This is a genomic window from Lutibacter oceani (genome assembly GCF_003384935.1).
GTDB lineage: Bacteria > Bacteroidota > Bacteroidia > Flavobacteriales > Flavobacteriaceae > Lutibacter > Lutibacter oceani.
The window spans coordinates 1,103,576-1,126,500 of record NZ_QTTQ01000009.1 but is presented as its reverse complement, the minus strand read 5'-3'; the positions used below and the strand labels follow the sequence as shown (position 1 = coordinate 1,126,500).

Below are 22,925 nucleotides of genomic sequence, written 5' to 3'. Positions count from 1 at the left end.
TTTGGTTAACCTAAAATTAATTGTTTAATGTTTTTAGAACTTTAAGATATTTATTGTAAGAAGTTACAAACAAAGAAGAAAGATTAAAGCTCTCTTATTTGGTAAAATAAAGTATTAAATTTTTAAAAGTGAATATCAAATTGTAATCTATACATAATTTGGTTGTTGCTATTTGCAACATCTAAAACACTAATATCTGATTGAATTTTTAATTTATGCCCAACTATATATTTAGAAACACCTAAAGTGTATTGATTTTCTGCATCTTTACCAGTAACGATCTTGTCTAATTCAATATTTGTATATCGGCCAGAAACCTCCCAATCATTATTTAATAAATAACCAGTTTGTAGATTTAATCCTCGACCAACTTGTACCTCGGCTCCTGTAAGAGACCCATCTGAATTTTTTGCATACGGATCATCGGCATCTCTGTCTGCATATTCAGCCATAAATGAGAATCCATTATATTTAAACATGGCATCAATAAACAGAGTGTTAATATTAGTTTGGTAAAATCCAACATCATTGGTCATATACGAACCTTGGTTACTTCTGTTTTTAACTGCGTTATTGTTATGATCGTAAGATACACCCAAAGCAAGTTTTGGTGTTTGTTCTCTTTTTAAATCACTCCCTGAATAATCGCCACCACTTGTGAAATTTCCCATTGGCAAGAACTCTATACGACCCGTATATTGATGCCCTCCAATATTTCCACTTGTAATATTTCTTCCTTCACCTTGAGCAATTGAAAAAATTTCTTTTACAACAAAATTATCCGTTAAGTTAAAATGATGTCTTAATTGTATCCCCAAATCACGATCAATATTAAAACGACTGTTTAATAAAGAACGATCCACTTGTTGCATATTTCCAGAAGAGATTACACGTTCTCTGTTACCTGGTAATTTTGTTTGCCCAAACCATAATTCTAAATTTTTTGCAAAATTATATTTAATAACCGCATCTAAAATATATCGAGGGGCATTGCTTGTAAATTGAGAAGCTCCGGAAATATCTCTATTTGAGAGTCCCAATTCCAACTTATATTTAAGTTTAGGTGAAAAGGCATAACCACCAAATTTTAAACGAGCACGTCTTACCAAAAAGTTTGATTCGCCACTTTCGCCTTCTTGAAAATTTGCAGTGGTTAAAAATTGCATTCGAGCTGCAACATTCATTGTCCAAGTACTATCTTGTCCAACTAAATTTAAGAGACCTTTTCCAAATTTTGGTGCATTAGTTTCTTGAGCAACCGTAAATAATGAAAAAGATATTAATAATACCGTAAGAGATAATTTAAGTTTCATAAAATTATTATTAGTTTTTTGTCATTGCAAATAACCAACACCTATGTTAACTTAATGTTTCCTTATGATTAATTTATAGTCAAAAATAGCTATTGATTTTGATGATTCATTAATACTTATATAAATTTAAGGTTTTAAGCCAATTATAACCTAAATAAATTAAGATTTTTTTAAACTGATATTAAACCGTTTAATGATTTTTAAAAAATATTTAACATTTTCATATTGTTTTAATTTTATATTTGCACTTCAGTACACCAAAACAGATGTTTAAAAAAACAGTTTCTATTTTCTTTACAGTATTATTTTTGGGCATTATTTCAGCGCCTTCAATTATTATTTCAATAGATGACTCTATAGATATTTCTGCTTTGTATAATATATCTGAAGAAGAGGAAACCAATAACTTAAAGCTAGTGATGTCTGAAATAGATGAAGTCGTAGACTCTTATCCAGTTACTTTCAAAAACCAAAAGTTGGGATTTCAATTCAAAAAATACCCTAAACCCCACGTAAATTTAATATCACCTCCTCCCGAATTCAACATAGGATAATATATTTATTCTATTAATACCTTTAGTTCACTAACTAAATATTGCAACTCATTTTTTAAATCTTAAAAAATGAAATACCAATAGAATGGTCATAATTTTTTATTGGGTTGTCTTATGTTTAGATATTTGTTTTAACAAAGGAACTATTTTTAAGATTAATTTTAACAAACCATTTAGAAAGAATTAGATAAATTACCATTTACATGGTATTAAAAATAAAACATAATGAAAGCACATACTAAAGAAACTCAAGCAACAATGACACCAGAGAAGTCATTACAATATTTAAAAGAAGGAAATATTAGATTTCAAAATAATTTAAAAGCAAATAGAAACCTATTAGAGCAAGTTAATGATACCAGTGAAGGTCAATTCCCTTTTGCTACAATTTTAAGTTGTATAGATTCAAGGGTTTCTGCTGAATTGGTTTTTGACCAAGGTTTAGGAGATATTTTTAGTATTCGTATTGCAGGAAATTTTGTAAATGAAGATATTTTAGGAAGTATGGAGTTTGCTTGTAAGCTTGCAGGAACCGAATTAATAGTTGTTTTAGGGCATACAAGTTGTGGAGCCGTTAAAGGGGCATGTGATGATGCCAAATTAGGTAATTTAACGAATATGCTGGCAAAAATAAAACCGGCAGTTGAGGCGATTAAAGAACCCGAAGATATTAAATTTCGCAACTCTAAAAACAGTGAATTTGTTGATAATGTTGCAACTAAAAATGTACAGCTTACAATTGACAGAATCTTACAAGAAAGTCCTGTTCTTACAGAAATGCAAAACAAGGGTGAAATAAAAATTATTGGAGCCATGTATGATATTAATACAGGAGCCGTTGATTTTTTTGAATAAGATTTAAATTGTGAACAAAAAAAAATATAAATTATCTATAAAAAAAATCACATGAAAAAATTATTCTCAAATATTAAAGGTGATGCTTTTGGAGGTATTACTGCAGGAATTGTTGCATTACCATTAGCATTAGCGTTTGGTGTCTCTTCAGGATTAGGGCCTACTGCTGGATTATATGGAGCTATATTTATTAGTTTTTTTGCTTCACTTTTTGGTGGAACAAACACTCAAATATCTGGCCCTACTGCACCAATGACAGCCGTAAGTATGGTTGTTATTGCTGGAATTATTGCTACAAATGATGGAGATCTTTCAAAAGCATTACCAGTAATTTTAACAGTTTTTCTATTAGCAGGATTAATGCAGATTGGCTTAGGTATTGTAGGTTTAGGAAAATATATTAGATACATTCCATATCCTGTTGTGTCCGGTTTTATGACAGCTATTGGTGTCATTATTTTACTTACTCAAATTTTACCATCATTGGGATATTACCCAAAAGAAGATGCAGAATTTGTTCAGCAATTTAAACCACAGGCTGAAGAACTTATTCTTGAAAACATTTTAAAGGAAGAAGCTGGTGAAGGAATTCTTGTTCTTGAAAATTTCAAGGAAACTATTAATAGAGCAGGAACAATTTCAGATAAGGATATTTTAAAAGAGTCTCAAACTTTAGCTGCAAAAGAAGCCTCAGGAGCCCTAGGTGCAATAAAAGTAATTCCAAGAGCATTACAAAACATAAATTGGTTGGAATTATTATTAGCATTAGGAACAATTATTATCATCTATGGTTTTAAACGTATAACTACTGCAGTTCCAAGTACGTTAGTAGCATTAATAGTTATGTCTGGTATTGCAGTTAGTTTTGGTTTAAATTACAGATCAATTGAAGAAATACCAAGTGGGTTGCCAATTCCAAATCTGGAAATATTTACAAGTTTTAAACTTGGAAGTGTAATGCCTTATATTTTTACAGCACTTACATTAGCTTTATTGGGTGCTATAGATTCATTACTAACAAGTGTAGTTGCGGATAATATGACCAAGACAAAGCACAAACCAAATAAAGAATTGGTTGGGCAAGGAATAGGAAATAGTATTGCAGCAATATTTGGGGGTATTCCAGGAGCAGGTGCAACTATTCGTACTGTAGTAAATATTAATTCAGGAGGAAAAACAAAACTATCCGGAATGATAGCTGGAGTTATGCTTTTAATAATAATGTTAGGTTTAGGTCCAATAGCATCAAAAATTCCGGCGGCTGTATTAGCAGGGATTTTAATTACAGTAGGTATTGGGGTTATGGATTATAAAGGTCTTAAAGCGATTCCAAGTTTACCAAGAGATATTAAATTAGGGTCCATAAAACTAAGCTCTGAAGTATTAATAATGCTTATTGTTATGGGATTATCTACTTTCTGGAATTTGGTATATGCTGTGGGTATTGGTTTGGTAATAGCATCTTTAATGTTCATGAAAAAAATTGGAGATCTAACAGCACAAAGATCAGATGTTAAACCCTTAAAAGAAGAAGCCTGGAAAGATGAAATAGATTTCCCTAAGCACTTAAAAGAAGAAGTATTTATAAAACACCTTAAAGGACCTTTATTTTTTGGTTCAACCAGCGATTTTCAGACTTTAGCAGCGCAAATTCCAAGCACAGCATCAATGGTTATTATCCGATTAGGACGTATGCAATATATGGATCAATCTGGTTTATATGTAATGGAAGACATGCTATTAGATTTGAAAAATAAAAATATTGAGGTTGTTTTTGTTAAATTATTAGACCAACCGAGATATATGATGGAACGAATTGATATCATTCCAGATTTTATTTCTGAAGATCGAATTTTCAATAACTTTAATGATTGCATGTCGTGGGTAAAAAATAAATTAGAAAACAGCAACTAAATTATTTAATTATTAATTTTTTTAAATAATTCTTCTAATTCACTTAAAATAAAGACCACCAAAATTTGGTGGTCTTTTCATTTCAAAATATTGTTGACAAAAACTAATAATTTATATGAAATGGTGTATTAAATATAATTACCAATACACGATGCGAATATCTAATTTCTATTTAAGATTTATGTAACTAAAATATTATGTAATTATTAAATAATCAATTTGGTCTATTTTAATAAAACAGCAATCATTAAACTTTTTATTTTAATTTCCAAATTATACCAGTCAAAAACAAAAATACATAAATAGCTTTATTCCAGTTATTTAGATTAATTTTTGAAAAACTTAATGTAAACTTAACGTTAACAAATGGTAAATTTAATGCTAATAACCTAAATTTGAGTTAGAATTTAAAACTGATTTTAACTTAAACATATAATTATGAAAACCATTATAAAAGTAGTTGTTCTATTATTTTGTGTAACAGCGTTTGCACAAGAACAAAAAGTAGATTATAAAAAAATAAACAATGACTTAGTTAAAGCAACTTACTATTTTGCAGATAATACTAATGCTATTGAACGTGAAGGTTTTTTTGATGCTAATGGAAAGTTACACGGTACGTGGATTAGTTATGATATTGCAGGAAATAAAACTTCAGTTGCAAATTATTTAAATGGGAAAAAAGATGGTGTTTGGACTTATTTTAAAGAAGATAAAATAAATTTGGTTACTTATAACCAAAATAAAATTATTAAAGTTGAAGAAAAAGCTTTAGTGATTAATTAACCTCGAATTAATGTTCTTAACAAAAAAAGGGAGCTAAATTATTAGCTCCCTTTTTTTATTTATTAAAAATTCTGTTTATAACTCAGCCCCAATCCAAGACCAAGAAGAAATATCAACTTGTGTTCCACCATCATAAGCTGCTGTTGTATTAGCATCTGCACCATCAATTTGAACATTTGAAAGTGCTCCATCATCTTTCATATCAATATTTTTATCATACCCTTCTAAATATAGGTTAGTGATAGTTGCTCCAGATTCTTTTTTAAATTGTAATGCAGTACCACCTACAGTTGAAATTGCTGTAACATTAATAAATGTTGGATTGTTATTTACTTTATCACCCTCAAAAGCAGTTGAAAAACCTGAAATAGTGTGAGAAATATACGTATTTGTTACAGTCCCGTTCCAACCTTCAGTCCAGTCAACAGCATCATCTTCATTATTTTCTAAGTAAATATTTGTAACAGAAACTGTACCTCCAAAAAATTCAACTCCATCATCTGCACCATCAATTACGGCAATATTTTCTAATATGGTTCCTGAACCAACTGCATATAATGAAACTCCATTGTATTGAGATTCTGAATTAATTTGCGCACCAGTTCCTTTAATTACTAAGTATTTAATTGAACCTGAACTATCGGAATCGTCTGTACCTCCATAAATAAATCCACCAACTTCAGCTTCTGCATCAACACCTGCAGTAGTTGTTGCCTTTCCACAAATAGTTAAACCTCCCCAATCTGCTGGAGCAGGATTTACTGAAGTCATAACAACTGGATTTTCAGCAGTTCCCTGAATATCAATTTTACCCCCTTTAAGAACAGCAATATAAACATCAACACCACCTTTATCAGCAGAAATTTTTGTACCAGCTTCAATTGTTAATGTAACACCATCTTGAACTATGTAAGATCCAGTTAATGTATAATTTGTATTAGCATTTAAAGTTTTATTTGAAGTTAAACTACCATTTAAAACTTCAAGAGCTACAAACTGACCATTAATAAAACTCCAGTTAGAAATATCAACTTGAGTACCTGTATTATAAGCTACATCAACAGCAGCATTAGAACCATCAATTACTACATTTGATAATGCTCCACCATCTTTCATATCAATATTGGTATCGTACCCACTTAAATATAAGTTTGTAATAGTAGCACCAGATTCCTTTTTGAATTGTAATGCTGTACCTCCAACGGTAGAAATTGCAGTTAAATTATTAATTTTAGGATTATTATTGTCTTTATCTCCTTCTACAACCGTAGAAAAACCTGCAATTGTATGAGCAACATAAGCGTTGTCAATTGTTCCACTCCATCCTTCGGTCCAATCAATAGCATCATCTTCATTATTTTCTAAATAAATATTTGTAACAGAAACTGTACCTCCAAAAAATTCTACACCATCATCAGAACCATTAATAACCGCTACATTCTCAACTATTGTGTTTGATCCGACAGCATAAAAAGAAACTCCGTTGTATTGAGATTCTGAATTTATTTGAGCACCAGTTCCAATAATTACTAAATTTTTAATTGAACCTGAACTATCTGTATCATCAGCTCCACCATAAATAAAACCACCTACTTCAGCCTCAGCATCAATACCTGCAGTTGTTGTTGCTTTACCACAAAGTGTTAAACCTCCCCAATCACCTGGATTACCATTTGCAGAAGACATTACAACTGGATTACTTGAAGTTCCATTGATGTTAATTTTACCTCCTTTTAATACAGCAATATAAACATCAGTACCTCCATTATCTGCTTCAATTTGAGTTCCTGAAGGAATTGTAAGCGTTACACCATCAGTTACAATAAATGAACCTGTTAATTGATAATTAGTAGATGCATTTAAAGTAAAGTTTTCTTCTAAAGTTCCATTCATAACACCAACTTTTAAGTTTTCAATCACAGGATTTTCTGGAGTTATAATTGGACTTGGGTCATTATCATCACAACTAAATAAAGTCAATAACGCAACTAAAGCTGTTATTCCAATAAATTTAAAGCTCGATTTTTTCATTTGTTTTTTGTTTGATTTATTATTTATATTAATTATGTGCAAATAACCTTTTTTAGTAATACCTAGTTCTTAAGTAAACATTAAATATATATTATGAATTAAAACGAATTTATTGGAAATGTTAAAAAAATGTTATGCCGATTTTTAAATAAAAAAGGCTGTTAATTATTAATAATTAACAGCCTTTTTTATAGAATTAAAATATTTTTAAAAAGTATATTTTATTCCTAAATTTAAATTCATTCCTTTTTTATACGAACTAATTATCTCATTGGTTTCAACCTGAGTGGATAAGCTTTTAACTTTTTGAGATTGTTCAATATTTGGATTTAAAATGTTTTTGCCAGAAATTTTCAATGAAAGATTCTCACTTAACTTTTTGCTTAAAACTAAATCTAATGTTACAAAACCTTTTTCAATAATTTCATCGTTATACAAAACGGCACTATTTGCAAAATCTTCAGGTGCACCAAGTGCATAAATTTTATCAGACGAATAGTTTCCTGCTAATGTTGCAACAAATTCATTTTCTTGGTTATTAGAAAAACTTACTGCAGTATTAATTATAAACTCTGAAGCGCCTTGTAAATTAGATACTGTTTTTTGGTTGTACTGAAATTCCTCTAATAAATCTTGTTTAAACCACATTCTTGTAGCGTTAAAATTAAGATTTAAATTACTTTTTTCTGAATCAATAAGCTCTAATCTTGTCTCAAACTCAATTCCAATTACATCCGCTTTTTCACCAGTATTATCATATGAGAAATTCCCTGAAGAACCTCTTGTTTGAGATAAGTTTATTGGATCTTGAATTCTTTTGTAAAAACTGGTAAAAGAAACCAATTCTTTTGGTGAAGGGAACAGTTCCCACTTAATATCAATATTGTAATTTGTTGATTCTTTTAAATCAGGATTTCCTTTAGTAACCCTTCCTAATGGCGAAACATATTCAAAAGGAGCCAATTCTTTAAATTCAGGAAGTGTTATTGTTTTACTACCTGCAAGTCGTACAAAGTTTTTTTCATCTATTTCAAACTTTAAATTTAAGCTTGGTAAAATATTGTTATAATTGTTTGATAAACTTCCAACTCTACCAACATAATTTCCGACATCCCAAATTATTCCTAATTCATCCGTTTCATATCTTACTCCAATATTTCCTGTAAATTTTTTAAATCCAAAATCCACATTTGCAAAACCCGCATATGCATCAAGATTAGCCTCATAAATATCTGGCGTTCTTTCTCTTAAAATAAGCGTACCATTATCAAAATACATTTTTTGAAAAGCTTCTGATAAATTATCAATTGAGGCTACCTGAAATCCCTTTGCTCTTACACCAATAAACAATGAACTAAAACTTCTTTCTTTTTGACGAAAATTTGCTCCAAAATTTAATTTAATAGGATGGTCATTATCCGCATTAAAAATAAGCTGATCTTTTACATAACCATTTAGCTCCGTATCTTTAATTTTTTGACTTGATTTTCTTTGTTGAAAATCTCCAACATGAGCAAATTGAACTGTATTTTCATCTAGTATATTAACCTCATTTCTAATACGGTTAGGTTCTTTTGCTATTACATAATTGTAACCAACAGCCCAATTTAGTTTATTGTTTTCAGTTATATTATGAGTACCTAAAACTTGATTCACAAACATACGAGTTTGCTTCAAGTTTTGATCTCTTACAAAAGCACCATATTCAGAAGGATCTTGGTCAAAAACATAACCTTCCCCATTTCTACCTTGTTCATATAAATAATCAATAGTTTTATTTACAAATAAACTGTTGTAACTTATTTTATGATTTCCATTTAATTTATATGCTAAATTAAATAGCCCTGTTGTGTTAACATTAGAACCATAAGTTTCAGCATCCGTAAAAGAATTATCTAATACATTAGACCTGTACTTTTTAAATATCCCTTTTTCATGACTAAATGAATTATCATGAGAAGCTGTTGCAAAAATTGATAAATCTTTCCCAAAAATTTCAAACTTTTTACCACCAGAAAATGAAATTCCAAAATCTAAAGGAGTACTTCTTGTTTCAGTATTCCAACTTTGTAAAGTTATGGCATTCACCAGGGCGTATGGTTTTGTATAAATACCAAAACTAACATCATTAACATTTTGTGTAGCCTTAAAATTATCAAAAACACCTTCTTTAATTACATTGGTATTTGTACCACCACTAATATCAACTGAAAATTTACCGCCGCTATATTCTTTTGTTGTAATATCAACATTTCCAGAAGCTTGATCTGCATAACTTTCTGTGGCGTACGTTTTACTTATTCCAACATTTTGAATAATATCAGTAGAGAATAAATTTAAATCTATGTTTTTCTTTTCAACATCATCAGATGGAATTGGCAAACCATTCATTGTTGAAGTTAAATAGCGATCTCCTAAACCACGAATATAAATATCACCTGATCCTTCATTTTTTGTTACTCCTGAAATTTTAGAAGTTGCAACTGCCGCATTAGAAACACCTGTTTTTGCCAGTCTTTCTGCTCCAATACTTTCTTTAATAACAGTAGCCTTTTTTTGCTCAGTTAAAAGTGCACTTTCAGATTCTTTTTTGGTTGAACCTGTAATTTGAATTTCATTTAAAGAAACCCCTTGGCTTGCGCTTAATATCTGATCTAATTTTGTTGTTTCACCTTCATAAACAACTACATTTGGAATTTCAATTGTTTGATATCCAATAAAACTGAATACAACTGTGTATGTTCCAGGACTAACCTGAAAAGTATAGGTTCCTTCAAATTCTGTTGTTGTTCCTATTGTTGTTCCTTTAATAAAAACATTTGCAAAAGGCAATGGCGAATTATCAACCTCTTTGTCTAAAACAATTCCTGAAATTGTTCCTTTAGTTTGACTAAAAATAACTGTACTAATAAGTACTATAATTACTGTAAAAATTTTCTTCATTTTTGTCTAATATTTCTTGACGCAAAGGAAGAGTTACTAAGTAAATGAAAAGTTAACGAGGTGTTATTTAATAGTAATAAATATGTTAATTTAATGTAAGTTACTTTGCTTTTAAAATAGTATTAATTTCAGAAATAGAGGTTTCTATTTTTAAAGCATTTAATACTTGGTTTAGTTTTATTGTACTACTAGAGGAAACCTCTATATTTTTAATTTCAATAGATTTATAACCAATAAAACTAAATAATAACGAATATTTTCCAGGTTTTAAACTAAGTTTAAAAGAACCATCAATTTCAGTTACTACTGCCATATTTGTTTCTTTTACAAATACTTCTGCAAAAATTAAAGGCTCACTTTCATTTTCACCATCAAACACAACCCCTTCTATTTCACCGTTTCTATTATAATCGTCAATTAAGGAACTCATTTTAAATGATTGACCAAAATTTTGAAGACTTATAAAAAAGAAAAATGTAATAATAAAAAACCTCATAACGCACATAATTATTTATATACAAATAAACCATCTCATTGTTAAATAATAGTTAAGCCTGTATTATGGTTTTATAAGCTAATTGTTAATTTTCAATATTATTTGAATAGAAAAAAATATAAATTATTAGCTATATTGCACCAAACTATAAAAAATGAAAATGGATTGGAATCAACTGTTATCTTTAAAGAGATATGGCGATACACAAAAAAGATTTAGAAATCTACAAGATGAGACTCGCCTAGGTTTTGAAGTAGATTATGACCGAATTATTTTTTCTGATTCATTTAGAAGCTTACAAGATAAAACTCAGGTTGTTCCATTATCAAAAACGGATTTTGTACATACGCGCTTAACACATAGTTTAGAAGTTAGTGTTGTTGCGCGTTCATTAGGTAGAATTGTTGGTGAAAAAGTGCTAGAAAAACATCCTGAATTAACAGATTTAGGATACAAAATGAACGATTTTGGTGCCATTGTTGCCACAGCCGCTTTGGCTCATGATATTGGAAATCCACCTTTTGGACATAGTGGAGAAAAAGCAATTGGGGAATATTTTATAAATGGAAATGGAAAAAATTATAAAGAAAAACTCACCAAAAAACAATGGCAAGATTTAATTGATTTTGAAGGTAATGCCAACGGATTTAGAATTTTAACTGAAAATAAAGAAGGTATAGAAGGTGGTTTACGTTTATCGTATGCAACTTTAGGCGCTTTTTTAAAATACCCAAAAGAATCATTACCCAAAAAACCAACTACTCATATTGCTGATAAAAAATATGGAATATTTCAGTCTGAACTACATTTTTTTAATGAATTAGCCCAGGAATTAGGTTTAATTTCAACAGGAAAAAATGAAGATGTAGCTTTTAAAAGGCATCCTTTAGCTTATTTAGTTGAAGCAGCTGACGATATTTGCTATACTATTATAGATTTTGAAGATGGAATTAATTTAGGCTTAATTGAAGAAGAATTTGCTTTAGAATATTTAATAAAGTTAGTTAAGGACACTATCAATTCCGAAAAATATTATCAGTTAAAACATAAAAAAGACCGATTAAGTTATTTACGTGCTTTAGCAATTGGAACACTTATTAATGAAGCTACCAAAGTGTTTTTAGAAAATGAAGAAGCTATTTTAAACGGAGATTATCGCTATTCTCTTTTAGAAAAATGCAAATACGAAGCTCAAATAAACGACATTATTAAGTTAAGTGTTGAAAAAATTTATAAAAGCCGTGAAGTTATAGAAAAGGAGTTGGTAGGATATTCTATAATTTCAAAATTGTTGGACGTTTTTTTAACAGCTACTAATAATAAATTTGAAAACACCCTTTCAAATTACGATAAATTAATTATTAATTTATTACCTGAAAGTTTACAAAAACCAAAGGAAACTCTGTATATGAGGGTTTTAACTATCTGTGGTTTTGTTGCAAGTTTAACTGATGGTTTTGCATTACAGTTGTATAAAAAAATAAATGGCTAACTTTGTTTAGAAAAAAATTAATTTTTTTTATTTATTTTAACCCCTAAAATGAAAAAACAACGAACCCTTATATTTTTGTTTTTTTCATCACTATTGCTTATTAGTTATTTAATTAATTCAACTGATAAAAAATATGTGAAAATTGATAATAGTGTTTCAACTTTAAGAGAAAAACACACTTCCTATTTAAATAATAGTCCTTTTAAAAAAACTTTAAAACTTTCAAAAGAAGAGCGAAAAGCTAAGGGCTTACCTCCCAATAAATATTACGAACGTATGTGGGAGTTAACAATGAATCCTGCAACTGGGAAGCCAGAACCATATAAAGTTTTAGAACTTCAACAAAATAGAAATAAAAAAGACAAAACTTTATCTAATAGAAACCCAGGAGATGCGGTTAGTAATAGTTGGGAGGAAAGGGGGCCAAATAATGTTGGTGGAAGAACAAGAGTTGTTTTATTTGATCCAAATGATGCAACAAATAAACGTGTGTTTGCTGGTGGCGTAAGTGGTGGTTTATGGAAAAATGAGGATATAACAGATCCTAGTTCTTCTTGGACTTCAGTTTCTGGTGTTCCAAGTAATATGAATGTTTCTTGTATTACAGTTGACCCAAATAACTCTTTAATTTGGTATATTGGAACTGGTGAACAATATACATTTGGTGCAGCTGTTGGAAATGGAGTTTATAAAACAATAGATGGTGGTTCTAATTGGACAAATATTCCAGTACAATTAGCAGGTGTTGGAGATTTATCAAGTTCAACATCTTTGTTTCTAACTGGAATATATTATATAAACGATATTATCGCTTGGGATAATGGAACTTCAACCGAAGTATTTATTGGCGTTGGTGGTCATTTATATGGAGATGCCGCAAATCCAAATAACTGGTTAGGCCTACAATCTGCTGGTTTATATAAAACTACAGATAATGGTGCTATTTGGAATAGAATAGAATCTGTAAATATGGAATTTCAATGGAGTGGTTTTAATTTTTATTTTATACCGAACGATTTTGAAATTTCTACTGACATTTCAACTGGAAATACAACAATATGGTTTGGTACTATTACAACCCCCGGAATTGGTGGTGCTGGTGGAGGTAGAATATTTAGTTCAACAAATGGTTTGACTTGGACTGAGGCTGGGGCTTCTCCATTACCAAATTCCAACAGGGTAGAACTAGCTGTTTCAAGTACAACTACATCTAAGATGTATGCACTAACAGAAGGCACAACAAGTACTGGCCCACATATTTATGCAACTACTGACGCATTTACAAAACCTTTAAATGATCCATTACCCGAAACATATGAATTAGCAAAACCCAATGATGCAGATACAGGAATTCCGGAAAATGATTTTACAAGAGGACAAGATTTTTATGATTTAATGATTGAAGTTGATCCCACAAATGATGATATTATTTATGTTGGAGGTATTGATTTATTTAGAACTACACAAGGAGAAAATACTGATTTGGTAACCGAATGGGAACAAATTTCTAAATGGTCTAATAATAATAATTTAGCAGGTCTTTCCTGTTCTATTGTACACGCAGATCAACATGCTTTTACTTTTAGACCAGGAAATAATAATGAAGCTGTAATTGGTTGTGATGGTGGTGTATATTATTCCAATGATTTATCTATAGCAAAAACAAACAGTACTTTTTCCGTAAGAAATACAAACTATAATGTAACTCAGTTTTACTATGGAGCTTATGGTCCAAACTCTAATACTGAATTAATTTTAGCTGGAGCACAAGACAATGGTTCACAATTTATAAATAATGCAAGTGCTGGAATAAATTCTAGTGTTGATGTTTTTGGTGGTGATGGTGCTTTTAGCGAGATTGATAACAGTGGCGATTATATGATTGTGTCCTATGTTTACAATTACCATTATTATTATGATTTAACTGGTTTAGGTACAGATTATTCAATAGAAAGTGGAAATACAGAAGGAGATTTTATAAACCAAGCAGGTTTAGATCATAATTTAGATATACTTTTTTCAAATGGCACTAATGGAAGTTATCAAATAAACAGGTATCATTTAGGAGCTTCAAGTGCTACAAAAAGTCAATTTACAGATGTTTTATTAACTAGTGCGCCAACAGCATTTAAAGTTTCTCCATATACAACTGCAAGTACTTTATTAATGGTAGGAACTGCAGATGGGAAATTGTTGAAATTAACTAATGCTCAACTTGTAAATACAAATAGCATTGGTTGGGAAGATATAAGTGGAGGTTCATTTATTGGTAGTATTTCCGATATTGAATTTGGAGAAACTGAAGACGATATTTTTGTGACGTTTCATAATTATGGGGTGCAGAGTATTTGGTATTCTCCAGACGGTGGAACAAATTGGCAAAATAAAGAAGGAAATTTACCCGATATGCCTGTAAAATGTATTTTGCAAAACCCTCTATTATCTAATGAGGTTATTGTAGGTACTGAACTAGGTGTTTGGGCAAGTTCTAATTTTAACGATACTTCTCCAACTTGGACTTCTTCATATAATGGAATGCGTGATGTAAAAGTTGTAGATTTAGATTTACGTATAAGTGACAATAACATTCTAGCTACAACTTTTGGAAGAGGTGTATTTACTGGTAAATTTTCAGCAACAGATTTTACTATTACTACTTCAAATACTACGGTTACTACTTGTAATAATACTGCTGTTTTCAATTTTGACTTTAATACTAGTCCCTCTTACAATACAGTAACAACATTTTCAACTTCCGGAGAACCTGGTAGTGTAAGTATAAACTTTAGTCCGTCATCATTAAGTACGCAAGGTACATTTACGATGACTGTTAGTAATGTAAGTTCCTTAGCTGTTGGAGATTACCCTATTACAGTTATCGGAACAGGAAATCAAACAAATTCAATAGATATTATTTTAAGAGTTGATGATACTACTATTAATATTGTGAATCCTACTTCACCAATAAATGAAGCTACTGATATAGCTTATTTTGGAACAAATTTTACATGGAGTTCAGATATTGAAGCATCTTCTTATGATTTTGATATTTCTACCGATGCTGGTTTTAACACAATTATTGAAACAACAAATACTACAAATACATCATATACAATTTCAACAATTTTAGATTTAAGTACAGTTTATTATTGGAGAGTACGTTCTAAAAATGAATGTATAACAGCCAATTATTCTGAAACTCAAAAATTTCAAACTAATACATCTCAATGTGTTAGTGAAAGTGTAGCTCCTAATTTAAGTATTCCTGATGGTATTGGTGCAAATCAACCAGGTAATGCTGCAGAATCCATTATCAATTTTCCTTCTAGTTTCACAATAGCTGATGTAAATGTATCTATAAATATTTCGCATACTTACATACAAGATCTAGTAATATCTCTTATATCGCCAAATAATACTGAAATTGTTTTATTCAACAGAGAATGTAATGGTGAAGATAATATAGCTGTTACTTATAATGATGATGCCTCAGCAATAATAACTTGTGCAAGCCCTGTTTCTGGTACAGCTATACCATCCAATCTTTTATCTGGATTCAATTCAGAAAATGTATTTGGTGATTGGACATTAAGAGTATTTGATTACTGGAATACAGATACAGGAACAATTAACAATTGGTCTTTAGAAATTTGTGAAAATCAACCTATTACCAATTCAATTTTAACTAAAGCAACACCTGTAACAGTTAATGCCAATTCAACCTATACTTTTTTAACTGCCGATATGGAAGCCTCAAGTAGTGGTTCAACTGATACTGAACAAATTTATATGCTTACTGAACTGCCAGTTGTTGGTGATTTAAAATTAAACAATACTGTATTAAATCTTGGCGAAACATTTTCTCAAAATGATATTAATACAAGTAAACTTACTTATGTAAATAGCAGTGGAATTAGTACCTCAGATGTGTTTAAAGTTGATATTACCAATGCAACAAATGGGTTTTTACCCAACCAAATAATTAATATAAATATTGATGCTGTTGCTTTAAGTATTGACGATCAGTTTTTTGAAAAAACAGGAACCTCCGTATTTCCAACAGTTTCATCTGGTGAATTTTCAATTGTTTCAAAAACTTTACTGGGAAAAACTGTTATAGAAATTTATAACATAAATGGACAAAAAGTTTTTTATGATGAATTAAATATTACTAATAGTGCTGTTGAAAAGATCTCAGTAAATGGATTAGCTTCAGGTATGTATATTTTAAAACTAAGTGCTGAATCTGCGCAAGGAAGTAAAAAAATAATTATAAAATAATTTAGTTGCCTTGATAATTTACTTTTCTTAAAACTCGAACAGCTTCTTTATATTTTATATAACTTGTTTTATCCTCTAAATTTTTTAAGACATTTTTAGATTCTTTTAACTTGGAAAAAGCATTTGGAATTTCATTTAAAACACAAATCATATAATTTGTTGGTAATTCTTGTAAATCAACACGTTCAATTTCATTTAAAGGGACTTTCTTTTTTAATTTACTTAAAATGGTATTGCAATTATTAAATATATGGTGCAGTTCTTTTTTGTTAAAACAAGGTGGTTTAAATAATAGCTCTGTTACAATATCATGTTTTCCATTTTCTTTAAAATGAATAACAGTTTTTTCTAGTGGATAAAAATCAAATTCATCTTTAATTCTTAAAAACACATATTCTGTAATAATAAATGATTGTTTATTATATTCAATTTTAACCTCGTCTAATGCCGAGTAAAATAAACGCACTTGTTCATTTATCAGTTCAATATCAACTCTAGAATAAAAAACTTTATCACCAACAGTCTTTTTTTCTCCTGCCCAACACAACACAAATTGTTCATTAAATACTTTGTAGGTTGGATTGTATGCTTCTTTATGTCTATTAAAAAAATCAAAAACGCCATCTAAAGTTAACTGAATGCTGTTACTTGCGTTTTTTTCTATGGCTTCAACAATATCTTTATTAGTACTTTTTAATTCAAATTTACCTAAGGTGGACATTGAGTTGCTTCCTCTTCTATAAAAAATTCTCCCTCTTACATATTTCCAAATTCCTTTTTTTAAAGAAGTTACTTTATTAATAGGGCTAATTGTAACTAAACCAACAACTTTATATCTTGGTAAACTTGGAAAAGGAATATTTTCGTATTGGATTTTTGGCGGATTTTTAAAATATGAATTTATTAAATTTTGAATTTTACTATCATCAAAAAAATCGACACCTTCAATTTTATTAAGTTGATCTTCAACTCCAATTACTATATATGAATTATTTTCAGGGTTTGAATTTGATAACGCACAAACATGTTTTAAAAACTTAGCTTTACCTTCTTTGGTATCTAACGATATTTTTTGCTTTTTATCATAAAAGCTATTTTCATCATTATGAGCTAGTAAATTTTTTATTAATAGACGCTTGTTAATCATTTTAAAACGCTATTCTCTATTTAAAATGGTTGCACTAGCCTGTGCAGTTGGATATACAATTAAATCTTCAATATTTACATGAGGTGGTCTTGTTACCACAAAATTAATAATATCTGCAATATCTTCAGCTTGTAAAGCTTTAAAGCCTTTATAAACATTTTTAGCTTTTTCAGAATTTCCTTTAAATCGAACTTCAGAAAATTCTGTTTCTACTGCTCCTGGATGAATTGCAGAAACACGAATATTATGTTTGTTTAAATCTATTCGCATAGCTTTATTTAAAGCATTTACAGCGTATTTAGATGCGCAATATACGTTTCCGTTTGGGTACACCTCTTTTCCTGCAATTGAACCTATATTTACTACAAATCCATCATTTCTTTCAACCATTTGTGGAAGTATGGCTTTTGAAACATATAACAATCCTTTTACGTTTATATCAATCATAGCATCCCAATCTTCTATACTACCTTCTTGAATGGTGCTTAAACCGTGGGCATTTCCTGCATTGTTTATTAAAATATCAATTTTTTGAAATGCTTTAGGAAGTGACTTTATGGCATTAAATACTTCAAGTTTATTACTAACATCAAATTGTAAGGTTGTTACATTGGTTAATTTACTTAATTCCGTTTTTAATTTTAATAACCTTTCTTTTCTTCTACCACAAAGAACTAAGTTAATACTATTTTTGGCGAAAATTTCTGCAGTTGCTTTTCCAATTCCAGAAGTTGCGCCAGTTATAAATGCAGTTTTTGATTTCATTTTAAAATAATTTTTAGAAATATAAAGATACAAAAAAACCGCTCCAAGGGAGGAGCGGCTTCATCAATTGGTTATTAAAAAATAACCAACCAAAAATCAACTAACCAAACTTTATTTTAAATTTCTTCTAATTTTCGTTTCTCTTATTATTTTAGTTCGTTTTCTACCTTCATTACTTACACTTTCTTTTGCATTTTTTGCCGAACTGTTTTTTAAATATTGTATGTAACCTCTTCCTTCAAACTCATAGGTTGTTCCAGAATCTAAGTGGTACAAACTAATCTTTCCATCATTTATAACGCTCAACTCAAACTCTTCATTGCCCCAAGAATCATAATTTAAAGTTAAAATTTTAAGGTTATCATATCCCTGAACATTAAACACTTCATACCCTCCTACATAATCCCAATAGATATTTGCAATATCTGTGCCAACTTCATCTTTAGAAGAATAAAATGTTGTTAAATTTTCGGGTGTAAATGCTAAAAAATTCTCATAATCAAACTCATTTATTTCTCCTTCATTACTTGTAAATGTTTTTTCCCAGGCATTGTATTCTTGCAAAAAATATTCAATGTTATCATAAAATATTTGATCGTAATCAAAACTATACTTTTGGTAACCTTCTAAATAATAGGTAACATTATTATAATTATCCTTTAATTTAATTTTATCACTTGAAATTTGAATTACATCAAAATCAAAATACCCATCTAAATTGTGGTCAACTTCTAAAAATCCTTTAAACGTATCATAATAACCTATTTGAATTCCATATCCGTTTCCTGTTGAACCAATTCCAACTAAATTATTATTTGCAAATAATTTCCCATTTATAAATGAAATTGTGAAAGCTTTAGATAAAAAAGGTACATCTCCATTTCCAGTTGTTTTATTATAGTCCACATACCATAAATCGTAATTTGTTACTACATCCTCTAATGTTTCATAATAAATAGGGTCGGTATCGTCAATTATAACACTACAAGAAGAAAATGATATTCCTATAATTAGGGTTGCGATAAGTAATTTTAAAGTTTTCATAATCATTTAGTTTTTGGGTTATAGTATAGGATTTTCAAAATCTATGCCAAAAAATATTATTATGAATTTTAACTTTTTATATACTTGATTTTATGTGAGTTATACTTTCTAATAATTTAATATTTTGAAGTATTTTTAATTTCAATTATATTAGAAACCTTATAATATGCTGTTTTATTATTAAAAATATATGATATTACTGCTTCATTATCATTTAAAACAAAAGGGATATTTTCAGATACTATAGGTGGCTCATTTCCAAACTCTTTTTTTGGGTCTTTATGTAAAATATAATCTTTTATTATATGAGGTAAAATAAATGTTCCTACATATGTATTATTTTCAGAAGTAAAATCTTTTTTTAGCTTTGTTTTCATATTTCTGAAATATACAGTATCTAATACTATCTCGGGATTATCAATTTCAAATTGAACTAAATACCCTTTTACACCCGGCTGACCGCCAACCCAATTTTTATAAACTGCTTTAACAATTTTAAATGGTGGATTGTTTTGAAATTTATTATCTGCCTTAATTTTTGAGGAGCTACAACAAGAAAATGCCAAAAATAATAAACCGAAAACTATGGTATATACTAATTTATTCATTTCACTTTTTTAGTTATCTATAAACAAAATATATACCAAATTAATAAAAAAGAGCTTATCAATATTGATAAGCTCTTTTAAATATGTCTATAAAAATTTTTAAAATCTCTAATTATTAGCACCTCAGCACCTTTTCAAAAATTTGGCTACTCTTATTCGCGTTAATTGTTCAATGCTTCTGCACCTCCAACAATTTCTAAAATTTCATTAGTAATTGCAGCTTGACGAGCTTTGTTATAAGTTAACAACAAATCGTTTCGTAAGTCAGTTGCATTATCTGTTGCTTTATGCATTGCTGTCATACGAGCTCCGTGCTCAGATGCAAATGAATCTCTAATAGCTTTATATAATTGTGTCTTTAACGATTTTGGAATCAATTCTAACACAATTTCTGCTTTAGATGGTTCAAAAATATAATCAATATTTACATTTGTAGTTCCTTCAATTGGAGCAATTGGCAAAAATTGTTCAATTGTTTCAATTTGAGTTGCAGCATTTTTAAATCGATTGTAAATCAATTCAACTTTATCATAGTTTCCTTCAGCAAACAAACTCATTATTTTTTCAGCAATAACAGCTACATTATTAAATGTTAAATCATCATAAATTTCAGTATGATTTTCAACAATATTAAAGGTCTTAGATAATAAGTCATTTCCTTTTTTACCTATTGTAAGCAAATCAACTTTTTTTCCTTTATAATTATCTTTTGCATGTTTTACAGTAGCTTTAATTACCGATGAATTAAAACCTCCACATAAACCTCTGTTTGAAGTTATTACAACCAACAAAACATTTGACACTTCTCTTTGTTTAGAATAAACACCACCTATATCACCATCTAACGTTGCGCTTAAACTTTGTAGCAATTCCGTTAATTTATTAGCATATGGGCGCATTTGAGTAATTGCATCCTGGGCTTTTTTCAACTTAGCGGCAGATACCATTTTCATGGCACTGGTTATTTGCATTGTTGAACCAATGGAAGTAATTCTATTACGTATTTCTTTTAAGTTTGCCATTTATATTGGTATTGAGTATTAAGTATTGAGGTATATTTCCTCAATACTTAATACTAAAGTCTTTATTAAATGTATTTAGCTGAAACTTCTTTAGCTGCGCTTGTTAAAGTATCTATTACTTCATCAGTTAACTTACCAGCTTTTAAAGTATCTAAAGTACCTCTGTGTTTTGCATTTAAATATTGAATGAAATCAGATTCAAATTCTTTAACTTTTTCAACAGGAACTGCTCTTAATAAGTTTTTAGAACCTGCATAAATTATTGCAATTTGATCTTCAACTTTAAATGGATCCGATTGTGCTTGTTTTAAAATTTCAACATTACGTTTTCCTTTTTCAATTACGTTTAAGGTTGCAGCATCTAAATCTGAACCAAACTTAGCAAACGCTTCTAACTCACGATATTGCGCCTGGTCTAATTTTAAAGTTCCTGCAACTTTTTTCATTGATTTAATTTGTGCATTACCACCTACTCGAGATACAGAAATACCTACGTTAATAGCTGGACGTACACCTGAGTTAAACAAATCTCCATCTAAGAAAATTTGTCCATCTGTAATTGAAATTACGTTTGTTGGAATATATGCCGAAACGTCACCTGCTTGTGTTTCAATAATAGGTAATGCTGTTAATGAACCTCCTCCTTTTATTTTACCTTGTAAAGAATCAGGAACATCATTCATTTGGGCAGCAATAGTATCATCATTAATTACTTTTGCAGCACGTTCTAATAAACGAGAGTGTAAGTAAAAAACGTCACCTGGATATGCCTCACGTCCTGGTGGACGACGTAATAATAACGAAATCTCACGGTATGCTACAGCTTGTTTAGATAAATCATCATAAACAATTAAAGCTGGACGACCTGTATCTCTAAAATATTCTCCAATTGCTGCACCTCCCATTGGAGCATAAACTTGCATTGCAGCAGGATCTGAAGCATTTGCAGCAATTATTGTTGTATAAGCCATTGCTCCTTTTTCTTCAAACAAATTTGCAATACCTGCAACTGTTGATGCTTTTTGTCCAATTGCAACATATATACAATATACTGGAACACCTGCATCATAAAATTCTTTTTGATTGATAATAGTATCAATAGCAACTGTAGATTTACCTGTTTGACGGTCACCAATAATAAGCTCACGTTGACCTCTACCAACTGGAATCATAGCATCAACTGCTTTTAAACCTGTTTGTAATGGTTCTGTTACTGGCTCACGATAAATTACACCAGGAGCTTTACGTTCTAGGGGCATTTCAAAAGTTTCACCTTGTATTGGTCCTTTACCATCAATTGGAAATCCTAATGTATTAACTACACGTCCAACAATTCCTTCACCTACTTGTAATGAAGCAATTCTTTCAGTACGTTTTACAGTAGAACCTTCTTTAATATTTTTAGAATGTCCTAATAAAACAACACCTACATTGTCTTCTTCTAAGTTCAATACAATCCCTTCTAATCCATCTTCAAATTCAACAAGTTCACCGTATTGAGCATTTGCCAAACCGTATACACGAGCAATACCATCACCCACTTGCAATACTGTTCCAACTTCGTCTAATGAAGCTGATGCTTCAAACCCTGCTAATTGTTGTTTTAAAATCGCTGATACTTCAGCTGGTTTTATTGATGCCATTTTATTTATTTTTTAAAACTAAAATCTTTTA

16 protein-coding genes are annotated in these 22,925 nt (G+C 29.7%); 6 read left to right on the top strand and 10 right to left on the bottom strand.

Annotation, left to right across the window (positions count from 1 at the left end; translation table 11 throughout):
- Positions 1-122: 122 nt before the first annotated feature.
- Entirely contained in the window at positions 123-1,313 is a 1,191-nt protein-coding gene (locus BX611_RS04970; protein ID WP_115878678.1) for a porin, read from the bottom strand.
- Between the two features lie 242 nt (positions 1,314-1,555).
- On the opposite strand from BX611_RS04970, the gene BX611_RS04965 reads away from it, so the two are divergent.
- From BX611_RS04965 to BX611_RS04950, 4 genes are all read left to right on the top strand, one after another.
- Entirely contained in the window at positions 1,556-1,867 is a 312-nt protein-coding gene (locus tag BX611_RS04965) for a hypothetical protein (RefSeq protein WP_240324975.1), read from the top strand.
- A gap of 225 nt (positions 1,868-2,092) precedes the next feature.
- The gene (locus BX611_RS04960; RefSeq protein WP_115878674.1) at positions 2,093-2,722 is read left to right on the top strand and encodes a carbonic anhydrase family protein; all 630 of its coding nucleotides are present in this window, start codon (positions 2,093-2,095) and stop codon (positions 2,720-2,722) included.
- Between the two features lie 51 nt (positions 2,723-2,773).
- Positions 2,774-4,636 (top strand): SulP family inorganic anion transporter, encoded by a 1,863-nt coding sequence (locus BX611_RS04955; RefSeq protein ID WP_181897232.1) that lies wholly within the window; start codon positions 2,774-2,776, stop codon positions 4,634-4,636.
- A gap of 438 nt (positions 4,637-5,074) precedes the next feature.
- Positions 5,075-5,422, top strand: a complete 348-nt coding sequence (locus BX611_RS04950) for a toxin-antitoxin system YwqK family antitoxin (protein WP_115878670.1) — start codon at positions 5,075-5,077, stop codon at positions 5,420-5,422.
- A 75-nt stretch (positions 5,423-5,497) separates the two neighbouring features.
- Here the strand turns inward: BX611_RS04950 and BX611_RS04945 are convergent, their stop codons facing one another.
- The 3 genes from BX611_RS04945 to BX611_RS04935 form a co-directional block, all read right to left on the bottom strand.
- Positions 5,498-7,453: a hypothetical protein gene (locus tag BX611_RS04945; protein WP_115878990.1), complete on the bottom strand. Its 1,956-nt coding sequence runs from the start codon at positions 7,451-7,453 to the stop codon at positions 5,498-5,500.
- Positions 7,454-7,660: 207 nt separating this feature from the next.
- Entirely contained in the window at positions 7,661-10,396 is a 2,736-nt protein-coding gene (locus tag BX611_RS04940) for an outer membrane beta-barrel protein (RefSeq protein WP_115878668.1), read from the bottom strand.
- A gap of 100 nt (positions 10,397-10,496) precedes the next feature.
- Positions 10,497-10,892, bottom strand: a complete 396-nt coding sequence (locus tag BX611_RS04935) for a carboxypeptidase-like regulatory domain-containing protein (protein ID WP_162880030.1) — start codon at positions 10,890-10,892, stop codon at positions 10,497-10,499.
- A 160-nt stretch (positions 10,893-11,052) separates the two neighbouring features.
- On the opposite strand from BX611_RS04935, the gene BX611_RS04930 reads away from it, so the two are divergent.
- Together BX611_RS04930 and BX611_RS04925 are read left to right on the top strand one after the other, a co-directional pair.
- Positions 11,053-12,384, top strand: coding sequence for a deoxyguanosinetriphosphate triphosphohydrolase (locus BX611_RS04930; protein ID WP_115878988.1), 1,332 nt, complete (start codon positions 11,053-11,055; stop codon positions 12,382-12,384).
- A gap of 48 nt (positions 12,385-12,432) precedes the next feature.
- Positions 12,433-16,665: a proprotein convertase P-domain-containing protein gene (locus BX611_RS04925; RefSeq protein WP_115878664.1), complete on the top strand. Its 4,233-nt coding sequence runs from the start codon at positions 12,433-12,435 to the stop codon at positions 16,663-16,665.
- A 1-nt stretch (position 16,666) separates the two neighbouring features.
- On the opposite strand, the gene BX611_RS04920 is transcribed toward BX611_RS04925, so the two are convergent.
- The 6 genes from BX611_RS04920 to atpA all read right to left on the bottom strand — a co-directional run bounded on the left by BX611_RS04920 (position 16,667) and on the right by atpA (position 22,894).
- Entirely contained in the window at positions 16,667-17,812 is a 1,146-nt protein-coding gene (locus BX611_RS04920) for an ATP-binding protein (RefSeq protein ID WP_115878662.1), read from the bottom strand.
- A 9-nt stretch (positions 17,813-17,821) separates the two neighbouring features.
- A complete protein-coding gene (locus BX611_RS04915) occupies positions 17,822-18,577 on the bottom strand; it encodes an SDR family NAD(P)-dependent oxidoreductase (RefSeq protein WP_115878660.1) in 756 nt (251 codons plus the stop codon).
- Between the two features lie 111 nt (positions 18,578-18,688).
- Positions 18,689-19,621: a hypothetical protein gene (locus BX611_RS04910; protein WP_115878986.1), complete on the bottom strand. Its 933-nt coding sequence runs from the start codon at positions 19,619-19,621 to the stop codon at positions 18,689-18,691.
- 116 nt (positions 19,622-19,737) lie between these two features.
- A complete protein-coding gene (locus tag BX611_RS04905; RefSeq protein ID WP_115878658.1) occupies positions 19,738-20,229 on the bottom strand; it encodes a hypothetical protein in 492 nt (163 codons plus the stop codon).
- 161 nt (positions 20,230-20,390) lie between these two features.
- Positions 20,391-21,251, bottom strand: a complete 861-nt coding sequence (gene atpG / locus BX611_RS04900) for an ATP synthase F1 subunit gamma (RefSeq protein WP_115878656.1) — start codon at positions 21,249-21,251, stop codon at positions 20,391-20,393.
- A 65-nt stretch (positions 21,252-21,316) separates the two neighbouring features.
- Positions 21,317-22,894, bottom strand: a complete 1,578-nt coding sequence (gene atpA, locus BX611_RS04895) for a F0F1 ATP synthase subunit alpha (RefSeq protein ID WP_115878654.1) — start codon at positions 22,892-22,894, stop codon at positions 21,317-21,319.
- Positions 22,895-22,925 lie beyond the last annotated feature (31 nt).